The organism is Tenacibaculum sp. 190130A14a, assembly GCF_964048965.1.
GTDB lineage: Bacteria > Bacteroidota > Bacteroidia > Flavobacteriales > Flavobacteriaceae > Polaribacter > Polaribacter polynesiense.
Genome location: NZ_OZ040189.1, coordinates 2,753,330 through 2,770,073, shown reverse-complemented (window position 1 = coordinate 2,770,073; position 16,744 = coordinate 2,753,330). Strand labels below are relative to the sequence as shown.

Below are 16,744 nucleotides of genomic sequence, written 5' to 3'. Positions count from 1 at the left end.
TTAAAGAGTAAAATTTGTTAGCACATTTAACTATACAAAACTATGCATTAATCAATCAGTTATCTATTGATTTAAGCAGTGGACTATCTATTATAACAGGAGAAACAGGAGCAGGTAAATCTATTTTATTAGGAGCTTTAGGTTTGGTTACTGGGAATAGAGCTGATTTATCTTCTTTAAAAAATACAGAAAAAAAATGTGTAATAGAAGCACAATTTTCTGTAGCAGATTATAATCTTCAAGAATTATTTGATGAATTGGATGTAGATTATGAGAATGAAACTATCATTAGAAGAGAAATTCTTCCTTCAGGAAAATCAAGAGCATTTGTAAATGACACTCCAGTAACATTATCCGTTTTACAATCTTTAAAAACAAAGTTACTTGATATTCATTCACAGCATCAAACGATGGAGTTGTCAGACACTAATTTTCAATTTCATGTTATTGATGTTTTAGCAAGAAATCATACAAAAATAGCTTCTTATAAAAGAGGTTTGAAAAAGTATAATGGCTTACAGAAAGAATTAAAAACGTTATTGCTTTCTCAAGAAGAAGCGAAACAACAATATGAGTATAACTTGCATTTATTTAAAGAGTTAGAAGAAGCTGAGTTACAGATTGGAGAACAAAAAAGTATAGAAGAGAAATTAGATAAGCTGAATAATGTTGAGGAAATTAAGTTAAACTTATCTGAAGCACTAGAAAAGACAATCAATGAAGAAGTTGGTATTCAAACGATGTTGTACTCTCTAGAGAATAATTTGCAAAAAATCAGTTCCTTTTCTAAAGAATACGAGGAGTTAAGTAACCGAGTTTCTAGCCTGAAAATTGAGTTAGATGATGTAGCAAAAGAAATAGAAAATGCAAATGAGTTGATTGAATACAATCCTTCAGAAATTGAAGAGCTGAATGATCGTTTACAATTGATTTATAATTTACAAAAGAAACATTTTGTAAGTTCTATTGAAGAGTTACAAAAGATTCATGAATCTTTGGCAGATAAGGTAGCTCAAGTAGAAGATGCTGGTAGTATTATAGCTAATAAAGAAAAAGAGATTGCTCATGTTGCTGAAAAGCTGGACGCGCTGGCACAAACAATTTCAAGTGCTAGGAATAAAGTGATTCCAAAGTTAAAAAAGGAATTAGAGGTATTATTAGCAGATTTAGGAATGCCGAATGCTAGATTTGCTATTGATGTGAACTTATCTGATAACTATTTTTCAAATGGAAAGGATGAATTATCATTTTTATTTTCTGCAAATAAAGGTGGGAATTTCGGAGAACTGAAAAAAGTAGCTTCTGGAGGAGAACTTTCTAGAATTATGCTATCAATTAAAAAGATATTATCTGAAAATAGTAAACTTCCAACCATAATTTTTGATGAGATAGACACTGGAGTTTCCGGAGAGGTTTCAAATAAAATAGCTGCAATTATGCAACAAATGAGTAGTCATATGCAAGTAATAACTATTACGCATTTACCACAAATTGCAGCCAAAGGTGTTCAACACTACAAAGTATATAAATCTGAAGTAGAAGGAATAACAGAGTCTAATTTAAAATTACTTTCAACACAAGAAAGAGTAGAAGAAATAGCAGAAATGCTAAGTGGAAAAGACTTCTCTGAAAGTGCTTTAACTCATGCAAAAGAATTATTAAATTAAACTATATTTGCTTAACAAAACTAAAGACTAAAACAAACAGTATGTATAATTTATTAAAAGGAAAAAAAGGAATTATTTTTGGAGCTTTAGATGAAAATTCTATCGCTTGGAAAGTAGCTGAACGTGCTCATGAAGAAGGAGCAGAGTTTGTGTTAACGAACGCTCCAATAGCTATGCGTATGGGGCAAATTAAGGAGTTAGCAGCTAAAACTAATTCTGAGATTATTCCTGCCGATGCAACTTCAATGGACGACTTAACAAACTTAGTAGAAAAGTCTATGGAGATATTAGGAGGTAAAATTGATTTTGTTTTACACTCTATCGGTATGTCAGTTAATGTACGTAAAGGACGTCATTACACAGATTCTAAATACGACTTTACAACAAAAGGATGGGATGTTTCTGCTGTTTCTTTTCATAAAACGATGAATGTTTTATATAACAAACAAGCAATGAATGAATGGGGAAGTATTGTAGCCTTAACTTATATGGCTGCACAAAGAGTATTTCCAGATTATAACGATATGGCAGATAATAAGGCTTATTTAGAGTCTATTGCTCGTAGTTTTGGATATTTCTTCGGAAGAGACCATAAAGTACGTGTAAATACAATTTCTCAATCTCCAACACCTACAACAGCAGGTCAAGGGGTTAAAGGTTTTGATGGATTTATTTCTTATGCAGAAAAAATGTCTCCATTAGGAAATGCTACAGCATTAGAATGTGCGGATTATACAATTTCATTATTCTCTGATTTGACAAAGAAAGTAACTTTACAAAACTTATTCCATGACGGAGGGTTCTCTAATATGGGAGTAAGTGATGCAGTAATGGAAAGATTTACTGAAGAGTAATGAGTTATAAAGTAAGATAATCAAAATGCAAATCGTTAGATTTGCATTTTTTATTGATAGATATTTATGAATAGAATTTCTTTTGTAGAAAACGAGTTAGAAGCTTTAAGAAAAGAGTTAAGAGAACATCAATTATACAATGCGTTAAATAGCATAAAGGATGTTAAGGTTTTCATGGAATCGCATGTCTTTGCAGTTTGGGATTTTATGTCGCTTTTAAAGTCATTACAGCAAAGCTTAACATGTGTTACATTACCCTGGATTCCTACTCCAAATGCAAAAACAGCAAGATTTATAAATGAGATAGTTTTAGGAGAAGAAACAGATGTGAATGAGTTAGGAGAACCTAAAAGTCACTTTGAAATGTATATAGATGCTATGAAACAAACAGGAGCAAGCATTGAACATATTTCGAACTTTATTTCAGATATTTATGATGGAAAATCGATAGTTGATGCTTTGCAAAATAACATCGTAAGTAAAGAGGTGGAGGAATTTGTATCTTTTACATTTGAGGTAATACAAACTCAGCAACCACATATTATCGCTTCTTGTTTTACGTTTGGTAGAGAGGATTTGATACCAGATATGTTTTTAGAAATAGTTAAAAATACAGAAGAAGAGAATAATATTGATTATGGGAAGTTAACCTACTATTTAAAGAGGCATATTGAGCTAGATGGGGATGAGCATGGACCATTATCATTGCAAATGATAGAAGAGTTATGCGGTGATGATCAGCAAAAATGGGATGATGTATTATTTTATGCAAAAGAGTCTTTAAAGAAGAGAGTTAATCTTTGGAATGGTATTACCAAAGAAATTAATACAGCAGTTTTAGTATGAATCAAGTAAAATTATCTCTGATAATTCCGGTTTATAATAGACCAGATGAAATTGATGAACTTTTAGAAAGTTTAACTAAACAAGACTTTCAAAAAGATTATGAAGTGGTTATTATTGAAGATGGGTCGACAGAATCATCTGAGAAAATAATAGAGAAATATAATTCAGAGATAAACATTACCTATTTTTATAAAGAAAATAGTGGACCAGGAGATTCTAGAAACTATGGAATGAAAAGAGCTGCTGGTAATTATTTTATTGTGCTAGATTCGGATGTAATACTACCAAGTCATTATTTATCAACGATTTACACTTTTTTAAGTAAAAGTTATGTAGACTGTTTTGGAGGAGCTGATGCTGCTCATGATAGTTTTACAGATTTACAAAAAGCAATTAATTATACCATGACTTCTTTTTTTACTACTGGGGGTATAAGAGGAGGGAAGGTTAAGGTGCAAAAATTTGAACCTAGAAGTTTTAATATGGGAATTTCAAAAGAAGCTTTTGAAGCTACTCAAGGTTTTTCTAAGATTCATCCAGGAGAAGACCCAGATTTGTCTCAAAGAATAGTAAATAAAGGATTTACAACAGGTTTTTTACCAGATGCGTATGTATATCATAAAAGAAGAATTTCTTGGAAAAAATTTCATACACAAGTAAAAAAGTTTGGTATGGTAAGACCTATATTAACAAAATGGCACCCAACTACAGCTAAAATTACATTTTGGCTACCAAGCGTTTTTGTGTTTTTTACTTTAATGTCTATTCTTGGAGGAATAGTATACTCCCCTATAGTTTTAATTCCATTAGTGGGGTATTTAATATTATTATTGGTACATTCAACTTTATTAAATAAGAGTATTAAAGTAGGTTTTTTATCTGTTTATGCAGTATTTATTCAATTTTTTGGATATGGATTGGCTTTTTTAAAATCTACTTTTTACATTCGCTTACTAAATAGAGATCCACAGAAACAATTTCCAAAATTATTTTTTAAATAGGTGAAAAGAATATTAGTAACAGGAGGAGCAGGTTTTATAGGTTCGCATTTATGTGAACGATTATTAAAAGAAGGTAATGAAGTAATTTCATTAGATAATTATTTTACAGGTAGTAAGAAAAATATCATTCACCTTTTAGATAACCCGTATTTTGAAGTGGTAAGGCACGATATTACAGAGCCTTATTATGCCGAAGTAGATGAGGTTTATAATTTGGCCTGTCCGGCTTCACCAATTCACTATCAACATGACCCTATTAAAACGATTAAAACCTCTGTTGTAGGTGCTACCAATATGTTGGGCTTAGCGAAACGTATTGATGCAAAAATTTTACAGGCATCTACAAGTGAAGTATATGGGGATCCACATGTACATCCACAACCAGAAACCTATTGGGGAAATGTAAATCCGATTGGATTAAGATCTTGTTATGATGAAGGGAAACGTTGTGCAGAATCTTTGTTTATCAACTATCATAAGCAAAATGATGTACGTATTAAGATTATAAGAATTTTTAATACGTATGGAACAAGAATGAACACTAATGACGGAAGAGTAATTTCTAACTTTATTGTGCAAGCTTTAAAAGGAAAGAATATTACAATTTATGGAGAAGGAAAGCAGACAAGAAGTTTTCAATATGTAGATGATTTAGTCGAAGGAATGATTCGTATGATGAATACTTCAGACCATGTAACAGGACCGATAAATATAGGTAACCCAGGAGAGTTTTCGATTTTGGAATTGGCAGAAAAGATAATAGCAATGACAAATTCTTCGTCAAAAATTATATTTGAACCATTACCAGAAGATGACCCTATGCAACGTAAACCAGATATTTCTTTAGCTAAAAAGACACTTAATAATTGGGAACCTAAAGTAAGTTTAGATGAAGGTCTTAAAAAGGTAATTACTTATTTTGATGAAGTATTAAGAAACGAATAGTATTTATCTGTAAAGTTTAGAAAAAATAAAAGCTCTCAATATTAATTTGAGAGCTTTTTTATCTTATAGAAATTTAGTTAAAACTATTTTTCTGGATTTAAGATTCCTAAAATGTAACCTTTCGTTAAAAACTTTTTAGCTACTTTTTGAATATCTTTTTGAGTCATTTTATTAACGTTCTCTTCAAAAGACCCTAAATCTTTAGCATCATTTTTTAAATAATCTAAGTTCTTAATGGTTCTTAACCAATATCTGTTTTTCTTAAGATCTTCTTTATGATCTAAAACCATTGCTTTTTTAGTCTTTTCTAAGTCTTCAGAAGTTGGACCATTTTTTACAATATTGGCTACTTCATTCACCGCAATTGTTTTTAATTTTTCAACATTTTCTGGAGCACAAGGGAAACTAATTGTTAAGTTAAAACTTCCATAAGGCACTTTGCTCATACTTCCTCTAGCACCGGCTGAATAAACTCCACCTTCTTGCTCTCTTAATTTCTCTGTAAGTTTAATCTTAACAGCTTCTGCAAGCATATTAAAAGCTAAAGCATCATGTTTATCATATTTAGTTTCACCTCTGTAAACAATTCTTACATTACTTTTAGGATCTTTCCCTTTAGCAACTACTTTTTTATGAGAACCAGAAAGAGGTCTGAAATCTGAAACTTTGTACATTTCATTAGAATTTTTACCAGGTAAACTAGCAATATACTTAGTAGCAAAATTTGCTAATTTTTTCTCATCAATATTTCCAACAAAGTAGAAATTAAAATCTCCAGCATCAGCAAAACGCTCTAAGTATTTCTGATAAGCAAGGTTATAATCAGCAGCATCGTATTTCTCTGGAGTTGGAAATCCTGTATATCTTGGGTTTTTACCATACATAAATTTCCCCATTTCATTTTGAAAATAGAAATTTGGACTAGCCATTAAGTTCCCTAAAAATCCTTTTTGCTTATTTACAAATGATTTAAATGCACTTTCATCTTTATTTAAAGCTGTAAAATATAAGTGCACCATTTCAAATAAAGTTTCTAAGTCTTTAGGAGAAGCCATTCCTCTAAAACCTTCACTATAAGTAGCAATAAAAGGATTTACACGTACTACTTTACCCATCATCATTTTAGACAGGTCGTTTAATTTAAAATTGTTAACTCCTGCTTGACTTAACGCTCCATTTGCGAAAGAAGTTGCTTTAGCTTCAGCATCGGTATACAATGATGTTCCTCCAAAACTAAATGCTTCAAACAGGATTTCATCATTTTTAAAATCTGTTTTCTTATAGGTTACTTTAGCTCCGTTGCTTAAAACAAAAGTCTTAGTACCTAATTTACTATTCTCAGAAGTACTTACAATACTTCCAGCTTTAGGCATTTTGGTAATTAATGAAGTTGCTACAGCTTTGTCTTCATAAGGCTTTAATTCTTTTGTTTTTACACTGTTTAAAGCATCTACTACTTGTTTTTCAGTAACTACTTTTTTAGGACCTGTAATTACAACAACTCTGTTGTCATCATGTAAAAAATTTTGAATAATATCATTTACTTCACTTAGTTTAATTGTTGGAAGTAATCGTTGGTGTGCTCTAAACTCCCATTCAATACCTGGAATTGGTTCGTCTTCAAGGAAGTTATTTACATATTCGCTCGTAATTCTATTAGACTCAGTTTTATCTTTATCATTAAAAGATTTTTCTAGACGAGAAATAACGTTCTTTTTTGCTCTTTCTAATTCACCTTGTGTAAATCCATGACGCTTTACACGCTCATTTTCATCTAATAAAGCTTGTAAACCAACTAGTTGTCCATCGGCACTGGTAGTAGCTCTAGATTGATAAGCACTTTTACCTCTTGCCCAAGTACCACCATGATAACTAAATCCAAAAACAAATGGCGGTTTTTCAGCATTTCTTAATTCACTTAAACGATTATTAATCATTTGAGTAAATAAAGATTTTACCATGCTACTTCTGTAATCGAAAATAGTTTTATCTTCTTTAGAAGCTCCTTTGTCTTTATACATCAATTGAACGCTTGAAAAAGGAGATTCTTTATCAGCTTCTATAGCAATAAAAGTTTCTTTATGATTTTTTAAGGGGGCTACTTCTCTTTTTCTAGCATTTTTGGCAGCTGGAATTTTTTCAAAATGCGATTTTATTTTCTTTTCTAATGTAGCAACATCAACATCTCCAACAGCAATTACGGCCATTAAATCTGGTCGATACCAATCTTTATAAAAACGTCTAATACTTTCATATTTAAAAGTTTCAATACTTTTTTTAGTTCCAATTGGTAAACGATCGGCATATTTAGAACCGTGCATTACTTTAGGTAAATACTGTTCCAACATACGACTGCTAGCATCTCTTCGAGATCTATACTCTTCTAAAACAACACCTCTTTCTTCGTCGATGTCTTTGTCTTCTAACAAAGCACCATGAGCCCAATCTTCAAGAATTTGAAATCCTTTGTCTAATTTGGCTTCATCGTCACTTGGAATAGGTAAGATATATACAGTTTCATCAAATCCTGTATATGCATTTAAATGTGCACCAAATTTAACTCCAATAGATTGTAGATAGTCTACCAATTCATTTTTCTTGAAGTTTTTAGTACCATTAAAGTTCATGTGCTCCATAAAGTGAGCTAATCCTAATTGATCTTCATCTTCTAATATAGATCCAGCGTTTACTACTAAACGAAGCTCCACCTTGTTTTCAGGTTTTGGATTTTGTTTAATGTAATACGTTAAACCATTAGAGAGTTTTCCAATTTTTACTGAAGGGTCTACTGGGATTTTCATAGACTTCAGTGTTCCTTTTCCTTTAGCTTCTTTCAAGGCTTGCCCATAGGTAGGAATCGATAGTAAAGCCGCTAAGGAAATGGAATACAGTAATTTTTTCATAGTTATTGAGTTAAAATTGAGCTACTAAGATACACCATAGTTTTTTAAAACTAAAACTTTAGTTGTTAATTACTGTTAAAAAGAAAAGGCATCCGTAAAAGGATGCCTTGTTTCTTAGATAATCTCTAATATTTTTTCTGTTGGACGACCAATGACTGCCTTATTGCCATTTATAATAATTGGACGTTCAATAAGTTTAGGATTTTCAATCATTGCTGTGATAATATCACTGTCTGATAAATCTTTTCCTTTAAAGTTTTCTTTCCAGATTTTTTCATTTTTTCGAATCAAATCAAGAGGAGTGATTCCTAACATTTTAATAATTTCAGAAAGTTCCTCTTTAGAAGGAATATTTTCTAAATATTTTACGATTTCAAATTCTTTTCCTGATTCTTCTAATAATTGTACTCCATTACGAGATTTGCTACAACGGTTGTTATGGTATATTTTAATCATGATAGTTTCATTTAATTTGAAGTTTCTTTTTGCCCCATCATCATAAGATAGGCTTTTAAAAATGGATTAATATTTCCGTCCATTACAGCATCCACATTACCTGTTTCATGAGCCGTACGAACATCTTTTACTAATTTATAAGGATGCATTACATAATTTCTTATTTGACTTCCCCATTCATTTTTCATTTTATTAGCTTCTATTTCTTCTCTTGCTGCCAAACGTTTTTGTAGCTCTATTTCATATAATTGAGATTTTAACATTTGTAAGGCAGTGGCTCTGTTATCATGCTGAGAACGTGAATTGGAACATTGAATTTGTATTCCAGTAGGCTTGTGTAATAATTGAACCTTTGTTTCTACTTTATTTACATTTTGCCCTCCAGCTCCACTTGAACGAGCAGTGGTGATTTCAATGTCAGCTGGATTAACATCAATTTCTATAGAGTCATCCGCTACAGGATATACATACACAGAAGAAAAGGATGTGTGACGTTTGGCATTGCTATCAAAAGGAGAAATTCGTACCAAACGGTGTACTCCATTTTCACCTTTTAACCATCCAAAGGCATAATCTCCATCTATTTCTATGGTTACTGTTTTAATTCCTGCCGTATCTCCAGCTTGATAGTTTAATGTTTTTAACTTAAAACCATGTTTTTCTGCCCACATGGTATACATTCGTGTCAACATTTCTGTCCAGTCACAACTTTCTGTTCCTCCAGCACCGGCAGTTATTTGAATTACTGCGCTTAAATTATCACCTTCATCAGAAAGCATGTTTTTAAACTCAATATCTTCTAAAAAAGTACTTGTTTTATTATACTGCTCAACAACTTCTTGTTCATCTACATCACCCTCTTTATAAAAGTCATACAAAACAATAAGATCATCTTGCATTGTTACAACTTCGTCATAATCGTTTACCCATTTCTTTTTTAAACGTAACGATTTCATTAAAACTTCTGCCTCTTTTGGGTTGTTCCAAAAATTAGGGTCAGCAGTTTTTTCTTCTTCATTAGTAATTTCAATTAACTTCTTGTCAATGTCTAAATATCCTCTTAACTTGCCAATTCGTTCAGAAATATTTTTTAATTGTTCGTGTGTTATCATACTGCAAAAATACACTTTAAAATTATAGATAGAAATGGAAATAAACTTAATAAGTGATACAGTTACCAAACCAACAAAAGGAATGCTTGATGCGATGATGAATGCCAAAGTTGGAGATGATGTTTTTAAGGCAGACCCTACGGTAAATTTGTTACAAGAAAAAGTAGCGGCGATGTTTGGCATGGAGGATGCTTTGTTTTTTCCGTCAGGTACTATGGCTAACCAAGCAGCTATAAAATTACACACACAGCCAGGAGATCGTATGTTTTGCGATAAATGGGCACATGTATATAATTATGAAGGAGGAGGGGCAGCGTTTAATTCTGGAGTAACTTCTCATTTGATTGATGGAAATAGAGGAATGTTTACGGCAGAACAATTGAAAGTAGCTGTTTCGGGAAGAGCAGATATTCATGTACCATTTAACAGGTTAGTATGTATTGAAAATACGACGAACAAAGGAGGAGGAGCTTGTTGGGATTTTGAAGAGTTGATAAAGATTCAAGAAGTTGCGAAATCAAATAATTTAGCATACCATTTAGACGGTGCTCGTTTATTTAATGCTTTGGTAGCAAAAAACGAAACACCTCAACAATATGGAGCGTTGTTTGATACAATTTCTATTTGTTTATCCAAAGGTTTGGGAGCACCAGTAGGTTCTGTCTTAATAGGATCTAAAGAACATATAGCGCAAGCTCTTCGCGTTAGGAAACTATTTGGTGGAGGAATGCGACAAGCAGGTTTTTTAGCGGAAGCAGCAATATATGCATTAGATCATCAAGTAGAGCGTTTAGCAGAGGATCATAAGAAAGCAATAGAAATAGGGGAAGTTTTAAAGCAATGTTCTTATGTAAAAAATATAGAACCTATTGAAACAAACATTGTAATATTTTATGTAGACGATAGCATAGATTCTATGAACTTTATAAAAAGATTAGAAGAAAAAGGAATTCTTTTAATTTCAATGGGAGAAGGAAAAATACGTATTGTGACTCATTTAGATTATACAGCCAAAATGCATGAGATTTTGTTAGAGGAGCTAACAAAATTTGAATAATAAAAAAAGAGCAGTTAAAAACTGCTCTTTTTTTATTTTAATTCATCTAATTTGGCCAATTCCTTATAATTCTTATTTAATTTTCTCAGTAATATACCGTATAATAACTGATAGAATAACCATATTATTCCAAGCATGATTAGACCAAAAATGATGGCTGTAATTACAACGGCAAGCATTTTAGAAGAATCATATTCTGGATGAGTTCTTAATGTAGCAACCGTAACAGAAACAATTACTACGAGAACATATGCTAAATTAAAAAGAACATAATGTCTAACAGTTTTTCTAGTTTTTAGAATCTTAGTCATTAAGGTTTTAGTAGACTCTACAACAGATATACTTTTATAGTTTAAATAAAATCTTATTAAAAAATAAAATAAAACGGCATAAGCAATCACTTGTGAGTAAAAAACAAATCCTTTTAAACCTAATCTATCATATTCTTCATTCGCTTTATCCATATCAACAAAGAAGTAAAGAGAATTTAAAAGTATAAACTCTAAAATTCCTATGATAAAAATCCATTTCACTATAGAGGAAGATTTGGCGTGCGCCATCTTATAAATATCTACTTTAGAAATAGTATTTTCTTCTTTTGGTTGATTGTCCCAAGCCTTTTTGTATTTGTCTAATGCATCCATTTATGGGTTCAATATTTTTTTAAGTTTGTCCTTAGCTCTGTTCATCTTTACTCTTGCATTTACTTGACTGATACCTAAGGTTTCAGAAATTTCTTTGTAGGGTTTGTCTTCTAAGTACAAGAATATTAGAGCTTTGTCAATATCGTTTAATTTATGTATTGCTTTATACAAAGCTTTTAATTGTTGTTCTTCTGTATCATCATATTCTTCAGCTTTAATTTTAAAGGAATAATCTGTAAAGTCTTGTGTTTTAACAGATCGAGTTGACTTTCGGTATAAAGAAATAGCCGTGTTTAAAGCAACTCTATACATCCATGTACTAAATTTAGCATCACCTCTAAATTTGCTGAAGTTTTTCCACAACTGTATGGTTATCTCTTGAAACAAATCGTTATGGGCATCTTGGTTAGTCGTATAAATTCTACATACCTTATGCACAATGTTTTGATTGGCTTCAAATTCAGATAAAAACTTATTTTCTAAATCCTTTTTCACTAAGTTCTGTTACAGTTGGTTTAATATTGATGTTGTATAAGTAGCTCAAAAATATAAAAAGTTACAACTCATCCTAAAAAAAATACAGTTCAGTTATATTTTGTTTTTAAAATCGGCTTTCTGAATCATATTTGTAGTGTAATTAACCACAAAAAACAAATACAATGAAAATCGTAACACACATTTTAATAATAGCATTTCTATTTGTTATAGAAGTTGTAAATGCACAAGAGTATCGTATAACAGCGACAGTTATTAATGTTACTTCAGATAACGGGAAAGTTAGCTATGCGCTATATGATAAAGAGAATTATATGAAACAACCTATTCAAGCTAAAAAATCTAGTATTGAAAATGGTAAGAGTACTGTAGTTTTTGAAAATGTACCATTAGGGGAGTATGCAGTAATTTGCTTTCACGATAAAAATGATAATAACAAAATGGATTTTGAGCCGAGTGGTATGCCAATGGAAGATTATGGAGCTTCAAATAATGTAATGAGAATGGGACCACCGATGTATGAAGACTCAAAATTTTCGGTAACAGATAAAGATGTATCTTTAGAAATCAAATTTTAAATAAGACATGAAATTACCGTTGCCAAACTATATGAAAACATTGAAAAATGATGCTTGGATTTGTTTTAAACTTACCCTCGTTTTTGGAATCGTTTTTACGATATTAAATCAAGCATTTAGTTTAAAAGAAGCAGGTTTAGTGTTTTTTATTTCAGCAATGTATTCATTCACCTTAGGTTTGGGTAATGGTATTATTAACGACTATTTGAATACAAAATGGGATTGGATTGAACAAACAAATCAAAGAGTTTGGGCAGGAGTTATAACAACAATACTTTATACAGTTATTGCAGTTTTAGTCATTCACTATATTCAATATATTGTAATTTTTGAAAAAAGTACAGACGCTTTTTTTACAGGAAAATTGATCTGGGCACACTTTTTTGCAATTATACTTTCATTAGGAGTTGCTACTTTTTTTCATGCAAGAGGCTTTATGATTAATTGGAAAGCTTCTGTTAAAAAAGAAAAAACACAACATGAAATTGTAGCAAAAACAGAAACGGCAAAGTTCGAAACATTAAAGAGTCAAATAGATCCTCATTTTTTATTTAACAGTTTAAACGTATTAACCTCTTTAATTGGAGAAAATCCTAGGCAAGCAGAAAAGTTTACAACGAAACTTTCAAAGGTATATAGATATGTTTTAGAGCAACGAAATAAAGAATTAGTTCCTATAGAAGAAGAGTTATTATTTGCAAAAACATACATGGAACTATTACAAATGCGTTTTGAAGATGCAATTCAGTTTTCAATTCCCAATAATGTGAATAACTCTGAGTTAAAAATAGTTCCGCTTTCTTTACAGTTATTGTTAGAAAATGCAGTTAAACACAATGTGGTTTCTACGGCAAAGCCACTAGAAATAAAGATTTTCGAAGAAAAAGGGTATTTACAAGTACAAAATAATATCAATCCTAAAGAGGCTATTGGAAAAAGTACAAAAGTCGGATTGAGAAATATAGCAGATCGTTACGGTTTGATAACGGACAAAAACGTTGAGATATTAAATAATAAAAAAACATTTACAGTGAGTTTACCACTGTTAACACACACAAAAGATATGGTCATGGACACAAATAATTTAGAAAACAGTAAATATGTAAAAGCGGTAGAACGAGTAGAGAAACTTAAGGAGTTTTATCAAAATTTAGTTTCATACTGTTTAGTAATTCCATTTTTGATTTTTATAAATATGAAAACATACTCAGGTTTCCAATGGTTCTGGTTTCCAATGATTGGATGGGGAATAGGGTTAGTTTTTCATTATTTAGAGGTTAATAATTATACGTTGTTTTTAGGTAAAAATTGGGAAGAACGTAAGATTAAAGAGTTAATGAAAGAAGATGAAAAAAATAGATAACATGGAAAATCTGTCGGAAGAATATAGATACGCAAGAGCTAAAAAAAGGGTTGAAAAAATAAAGGGATTATACATTCATCTTATTGTAACCATACTTGTAATACCATTTCTAATTTTTATCAATTTAAAATTTGTTCCTCATTTTCATTGGTTTTATTATGCTGGAGGAGGAATGTTGATAGGTCTGTTTTTTCATTGGTTCGGTATTTATGGATTGGAAAGAATGGGTTTAGGAAAAGATTGGGAACAAAAAAAGATTAATGAATACTTAAAAGAAAGAGAGTAACAATGGAAAACAAATTTATAGAAGAAAAAAAATACTTAGCAGCAAAGAAGAGAATCAAGCAGATAAAAGGCTTTTATGCACACGCTTTCGTTAATGTAATTTCAATAATTATTATCGTAACGGTAAACCTAGTATTCTCACCATGGTTCCATTGGTTTTGGTTTGCAGTAGCAGGAATTGTAATAGTAACTTTTATTCATTGGATGTTAGTGTTTGGTCAGAATGTGTTTGGTTTTGGAGAAGATTGGGAAGAGAAAAAAATTAAAGAGTATTTAAATAAAAAGGAGTAAGATGGAGAGAAATTATACAGAAGAACACAAATATTTACTTGCAAAGAAAAGAGTTGAGAAAATAAAAGGGTTTTACTGGCATTTAGTAGCTTATGTTGGTGTGAACTTTTTTATATCGGGAGTAATTGTATTTGGATTAATGCATGATGAAGGAGACACTTTTACAGATGCAATTTCGAACTTTGGAGTGTATGCAACTTGGATTTTTTGGGGAATTGGTGTTTTCTTTCATTGGTTAGGAACATTTGGAACTAATATCTTTTTCAGTAAAGATTGGGAACAAAAGAAAATTAAAGAGTATTTAGACGAAATGAAAAAATAAAAAAATGAAATCAACAGAGAATTTAGATCAAAGATATGTGAGAGCTCAAAGAAGGGTAGAAGAGATAAAGCAATTTTATAAACATTTGCTAGTGTATGTTGGAATTAATCTTTTAGTTATTGGAAGAAGAATTTATAAAGACATTGTACATTATGATGTGTCGGTTTCTGATGCTTTTCTAGATATTAGTAATTATAATATTTTCTTTTGGTGGGGAATTATTGTAGTATTACACGGAATTAATGTTTTTGGAAAACAAAGGGTATTTTCAAAAAAATGGGAGGAGCGTAAGATTAAAGAGTATATGAACGAATAACTGTGTAAAAGTTAACCAAACTATGAATGTAATTATTATTGAAGATGAAAAACCAGCGGCTAGACGCTTAGGAAGAATGTTAGCAGAACTAGATATTGAAGTTCAACAAATGCTACATTCCGTAGAAGAATCAATTAACTGGTTTCAAAACAACCCACATCCTGATTTAATTTTTTTAGACATTCAACTTTCTGATGGTTTGTCATTTGAAATATTTGAAGAAGTTACCGTTAAATCAGCAATAATTTTTACTACGGCCTATGATGAATATGCTTTAAAGGCTTTCAAATTGAACTCTATAGATTATTTATTGAAACCTATTGATGATGATGAATTAAAGGTAGCGGTAGATAAGTTTAAAGCAAATCAACCAAAACAATCTAATCTTCAAGTAAATATTGATGATATTCGAAAGTTATTAATCAATCCGATTGATAGAAAATATAAAAAGCGTTTTACAATCAAAGTTGGTCAACATTTAAAGATTATTAATGTTGATGAGATAGAATGTTTTTATTCCGAAAATAAATCAACATATATTCATACTTCAGGAAATAGAAACTATTTATTAGATCATTCTTTAGAACATTGGAATGAAGAGTTAGATCCAGAAAAATTCTTTAGAGTTAATAGAACTTTTATAGTACATATCAACTCGATTAACGATATCGTTTCTTATACAAATTCAAGATTACAGTTAAAACTAAACTCCTTCAAAGAACAGGAAATTATTGTTAGTAGAGAGCGCGTAAAACAGTTTAAAGAGTTTATTCAATAATTAATCAACGTAATAGAACCTAGAGTTTTATAAGATTAATTAATTCAAAGGTTTGTAATAAAAATGATTTTCAAAATTTTCTGTAACAAAATATTCAGAAGGTTTTAAGTCTGAAAAATGTTTGAACTCTTTTATAAAATGGCTTTGATCGTAAAAACCAGAATCTAAAGCGATATGTAAATAGTGTTTGTTTTTACTAAGCAACACATTTTTAACTGTTTTTTGTAATCGAGCAATACGCTGAAATTTTTTAGGAGTAATTCCAAAGTGTTGTTTAAAATTTCTTTCGAACTGTCGATAGCTTAAATTACAATGATTGGCTAACTCAGGTAAGGTAATCGTATTGTAGTTTTTGTATAAAGTTTTTATAATTGTATTCCAATTAACAGATTCGTAGTTTAAATTTTTAGTGAGTTGTTTGCACAAAAAAACATCTATTAGTTGTATTTTTTTATGAACTGTACTCACATCATTTAATCTGTTTAAAAACTCCGTACCTTCAGTACCCCAAATGTCTTCAACGGTTAAGTAATGGTTAACAATATATTTATGAGGGATATTGGTAAAGTGCCTAAAAGCACCGCTATGAAAACGCACAGAAATATAGTTTACATTATTGGTAGTATCAAATAGTAATCGTTCTCTTGGACAAATGGTATGCGCTGTACTTAGTTTTTCATTAGCTATTGATAATGAATCCTTTAAATGAAATAGTAACTCTAACCCAGTACCAGGTAAAATTAAAGGAAGTCCTTTATTTTGTGAACAAACAAAATATCTATCTATGTAGTTAGATAAATATTTTGATGGTTTATAGTGGATTCTACTCAT

The 16,744-nt window shown here is 30.7% G+C and carries 19 protein-coding genes; 13 read left to right on the top strand and 6 right to left on the bottom strand.

Annotation, left to right across the window (positions count from 1 at the left end; all coding sequences use genetic code 11):
• Window positions 1-14 precede the first annotated feature (14 nt).
• The 5 genes from recN (at window position 15) to ABNT22_RS12930 (ending at window position 5,313) form a co-directional block, all read left to right on the top strand.
• Entirely contained in the window at window positions 15-1,667 is a 1,653-nt protein-coding gene (recN, locus tag ABNT22_RS12950) for a DNA repair protein RecN (protein WP_348713821.1), read from the top strand.
• A gap of 41 nt (window positions 1,668-1,708) precedes the next feature.
• Window positions 1,709-2,521: an enoyl-ACP reductase gene (locus ABNT22_RS12945; RefSeq protein ID WP_348713819.1), complete on the top strand. Its 813-nt coding sequence runs from the start codon at window positions 1,709-1,711 to the stop codon at window positions 2,519-2,521.
• 66 nt (window positions 2,522-2,587) lie between these two features.
• A complete protein-coding gene (locus tag ABNT22_RS12940) occupies window positions 2,588-3,367 on the top strand; it encodes a DUF3050 domain-containing protein (protein WP_348713817.1) in 780 nt (259 codons plus the stop codon).
• Window positions 3,364-4,368 (top strand): glycosyltransferase, encoded by a 1,005-nt coding sequence (locus tag ABNT22_RS12935; RefSeq protein WP_348713815.1) that lies wholly within the window; start codon window positions 3,364-3,366, stop codon window positions 4,366-4,368. The genes ABNT22_RS12940 and ABNT22_RS12935 overlap by 4 nt, the downstream gene beginning before the upstream one ends.
• A complete protein-coding gene (locus tag ABNT22_RS12930; protein ID WP_348713813.1) occupies window positions 4,369-5,313 on the top strand; it encodes a UDP-glucuronic acid decarboxylase family protein in 945 nt (314 codons plus the stop codon). It abuts the gene before it with no gap.
• Window positions 5,314-5,396: 83 nt separating this feature from the next.
• Here ABNT22_RS12930 and ABNT22_RS12925 read toward each other — a convergent pair whose 3' ends face one another.
• The 3 genes from ABNT22_RS12925 to prfB all read right to left on the bottom strand — a co-directional run bounded on the left by ABNT22_RS12925 (window position 5,397) and on the right by prfB (window position 9,784).
• A complete protein-coding gene (locus tag ABNT22_RS12925) occupies window positions 5,397-8,216 on the bottom strand; it encodes an insulinase family protein (protein ID WP_348713811.1) in 2,820 nt (939 codons plus the stop codon).
• A 114-nt stretch (window positions 8,217-8,330) separates the two neighbouring features.
• Window positions 8,331-8,672, bottom strand: a complete 342-nt coding sequence (gene arsC, locus ABNT22_RS12920; protein ID WP_348713809.1) for an arsenate reductase (glutaredoxin) — start codon at window positions 8,670-8,672, stop codon at window positions 8,331-8,333.
• 11 nt (window positions 8,673-8,683) lie between these two features.
• Window positions 8,684-9,784, bottom strand: a complete 1,101-nt coding sequence (gene prfB, locus ABNT22_RS12915; RefSeq protein WP_348713807.1) for a peptide chain release factor 2 — start codon at window positions 9,782-9,784, stop codon at window positions 8,684-8,686.
• Window positions 9,785-9,818: 34 nt separating this feature from the next.
• On the opposite strand from prfB, the gene ABNT22_RS12910 reads away from it, so the two are divergent.
• Entirely contained in the window at window positions 9,819-10,841 is a 1,023-nt protein-coding gene (locus tag ABNT22_RS12910) for a GntG family PLP-dependent aldolase (RefSeq protein ID WP_348713805.1), read from the top strand.
• 32 nt (window positions 10,842-10,873) lie between these two features.
• Here the strand turns inward: ABNT22_RS12910 and ABNT22_RS12905 are convergent, their stop codons facing one another.
• Together ABNT22_RS12905 and ABNT22_RS12900 are read right to left on the bottom strand one after the other, a co-directional pair.
• Complete coding sequence (locus tag ABNT22_RS12905; RefSeq protein WP_348713803.1) at window positions 10,874-11,485, bottom strand: hypothetical protein; 612 nt, start codon at window positions 11,483-11,485, stop codon at window positions 10,874-10,876.
• Window positions 11,486-11,980, bottom strand: a complete 495-nt coding sequence (locus ABNT22_RS12900; RefSeq protein WP_348713801.1) for an RNA polymerase sigma factor — start codon at window positions 11,978-11,980, stop codon at window positions 11,486-11,488.
• A gap of 164 nt (window positions 11,981-12,144) precedes the next feature.
• On the opposite strand from ABNT22_RS12900, the gene ABNT22_RS12895 reads away from it, so the two are divergent.
• The 7 genes from ABNT22_RS12895 to ABNT22_RS12865 are packed head-to-tail and all read left to right on the top strand — an operon-like array spanning window position 12,145 to window position 15,913.
• Entirely contained in the window at window positions 12,145-12,558 is a 414-nt protein-coding gene (locus ABNT22_RS12895) for a DUF2141 domain-containing protein (protein WP_348713799.1), read from the top strand.
• Between the two features lie 31 nt (window positions 12,559-12,589).
• Window positions 12,590-13,921 (top strand): 2TM domain-containing protein, encoded by a 1,332-nt coding sequence (locus ABNT22_RS12890; RefSeq protein WP_348713797.1) that lies wholly within the window; start codon window positions 12,590-12,592, stop codon window positions 13,919-13,921.
• On the top strand, window positions 13,905-14,207 hold the full coding sequence (locus ABNT22_RS12885; RefSeq protein WP_348713795.1) for a 2TM domain-containing protein: 303 nt from the start codon (window positions 13,905-13,907) through the stop codon (window positions 14,205-14,207). Before ABNT22_RS12890 ends, ABNT22_RS12885 begins: the two co-directional genes overlap by 17 nt.
• A 2-nt stretch (window positions 14,208-14,209) precedes the next feature.
• Window positions 14,210-14,497: a 2TM domain-containing protein gene (locus ABNT22_RS12880; protein ID WP_348713793.1), complete on the top strand. Its 288-nt coding sequence runs from the start codon at window positions 14,210-14,212 to the stop codon at window positions 14,495-14,497.
• 1 nt (window position 14,498) lies between these two features.
• Window positions 14,499-14,819 (top strand): 2TM domain-containing protein, encoded by a 321-nt coding sequence (locus ABNT22_RS12875; protein WP_348713791.1) that lies wholly within the window; start codon window positions 14,499-14,501, stop codon window positions 14,817-14,819.
• Window positions 14,820-14,823: 4 nt separating this feature from the next.
• Window positions 14,824-15,135, top strand: a complete 312-nt coding sequence (locus tag ABNT22_RS12870; RefSeq protein ID WP_348713789.1) for a 2TM domain-containing protein — start codon at window positions 14,824-14,826, stop codon at window positions 15,133-15,135.
• A gap of 22 nt (window positions 15,136-15,157) precedes the next feature.
• Window positions 15,158-15,913 carry a LytTR family DNA-binding domain-containing protein gene (locus ABNT22_RS12865; RefSeq protein WP_348713787.1) on the top strand — a complete coding sequence of 252 codons (756 nt, stop codon included), beginning with the start codon at window positions 15,158-15,160 and terminating at the stop codon, window positions 15,911-15,913.
• Between the two features lie 39 nt (window positions 15,914-15,952).
• Here ABNT22_RS12865 and ABNT22_RS12860 read toward each other — a convergent pair whose 3' ends face one another.
• Complete coding sequence (locus ABNT22_RS12860) at window positions 15,953-16,744, bottom strand: helix-turn-helix transcriptional regulator (protein WP_348713785.1); 792 nt, start codon at window positions 16,742-16,744, stop codon at window positions 15,953-15,955.

Bases quoted from the DNA above. Each gene is read 5' to 3' on its own strand.
- ABNT22_RS12945 (WP_348713819.1), top strand. From the start codon at position 1,709: ATGTATAATTTATTAAAAGGAAAAAAAGGAATTATTTTTGGAGCTTTA.
- ABNT22_RS12940 (WP_348713817.1), top strand. From the start codon at position 2,588: ATGAATAGAATTTCTTTTGTAGAAAACGAGTTAGAAGCTTTAAGAAAA.
- ABNT22_RS12935 (WP_348713815.1), top strand. From the start codon at position 3,364: ATGAATCAAGTAAAATTATCTCTGATAATTCCGGTTTATAATAGACCA.
- ABNT22_RS12925 (WP_348713811.1), bottom strand. From the start codon at position 8,216: ATGAAAAAATTACTGTATTCCATTTCCTTAGCGGCTTTACTATCGATT.
- arsC (WP_348713809.1), bottom strand. From the start codon at position 8,672: ATGATTAAAATATACCATAACAACCGTTGTAGCAAATCTCGTAATGGA.
- prfB (WP_348713807.1), bottom strand. From the start codon at position 9,784: ATGATAACACACGAACAATTAAAAAATATTTCTGAACGAATTGGCAAG.
- ABNT22_RS12910 (WP_348713805.1), top strand. From the start codon at position 9,819: ATGGAAATAAACTTAATAAGTGATACAGTTACCAAACCAACAAAAGGA.
- ABNT22_RS12905 (WP_348713803.1), bottom strand. From the start codon at position 11,485: ATGGATGCATTAGACAAATACAAAAAGGCTTGGGACAATCAACCAAAA.
- ABNT22_RS12895 (WP_348713799.1), top strand. From the start codon at position 12,145: ATGAAAATCGTAACACACATTTTAATAATAGCATTTCTATTTGTTATA.
- ABNT22_RS12890 (WP_348713797.1), top strand. From the start codon at position 12,590: ATGAAAACATTGAAAAATGATGCTTGGATTTGTTTTAAACTTACCCTC.
- ABNT22_RS12885 (WP_348713795.1), top strand. From the start codon at position 13,905: ATGAAAAAAATAGATAACATGGAAAATCTGTCGGAAGAATATAGATAC.
- ABNT22_RS12880 (WP_348713793.1), top strand. From the start codon at position 14,210: ATGGAAAACAAATTTATAGAAGAAAAAAAATACTTAGCAGCAAAGAAG.
- ABNT22_RS12875 (WP_348713791.1), top strand. From the start codon at position 14,499: ATGGAGAGAAATTATACAGAAGAACACAAATATTTACTTGCAAAGAAA.
- ABNT22_RS12870 (WP_348713789.1), top strand. From the start codon at position 14,824: ATGAAATCAACAGAGAATTTAGATCAAAGATATGTGAGAGCTCAAAGA.
- ABNT22_RS12865 (WP_348713787.1), top strand. From the start codon at position 15,158: ATGAATGTAATTATTATTGAAGATGAAAAACCAGCGGCTAGACGCTTA.
- ABNT22_RS12860 (WP_348713785.1), bottom strand. From the start codon at position 16,744: ATGAGTAGAATCCACTATAAACCATCAAAATATTTATCTAACTACATA.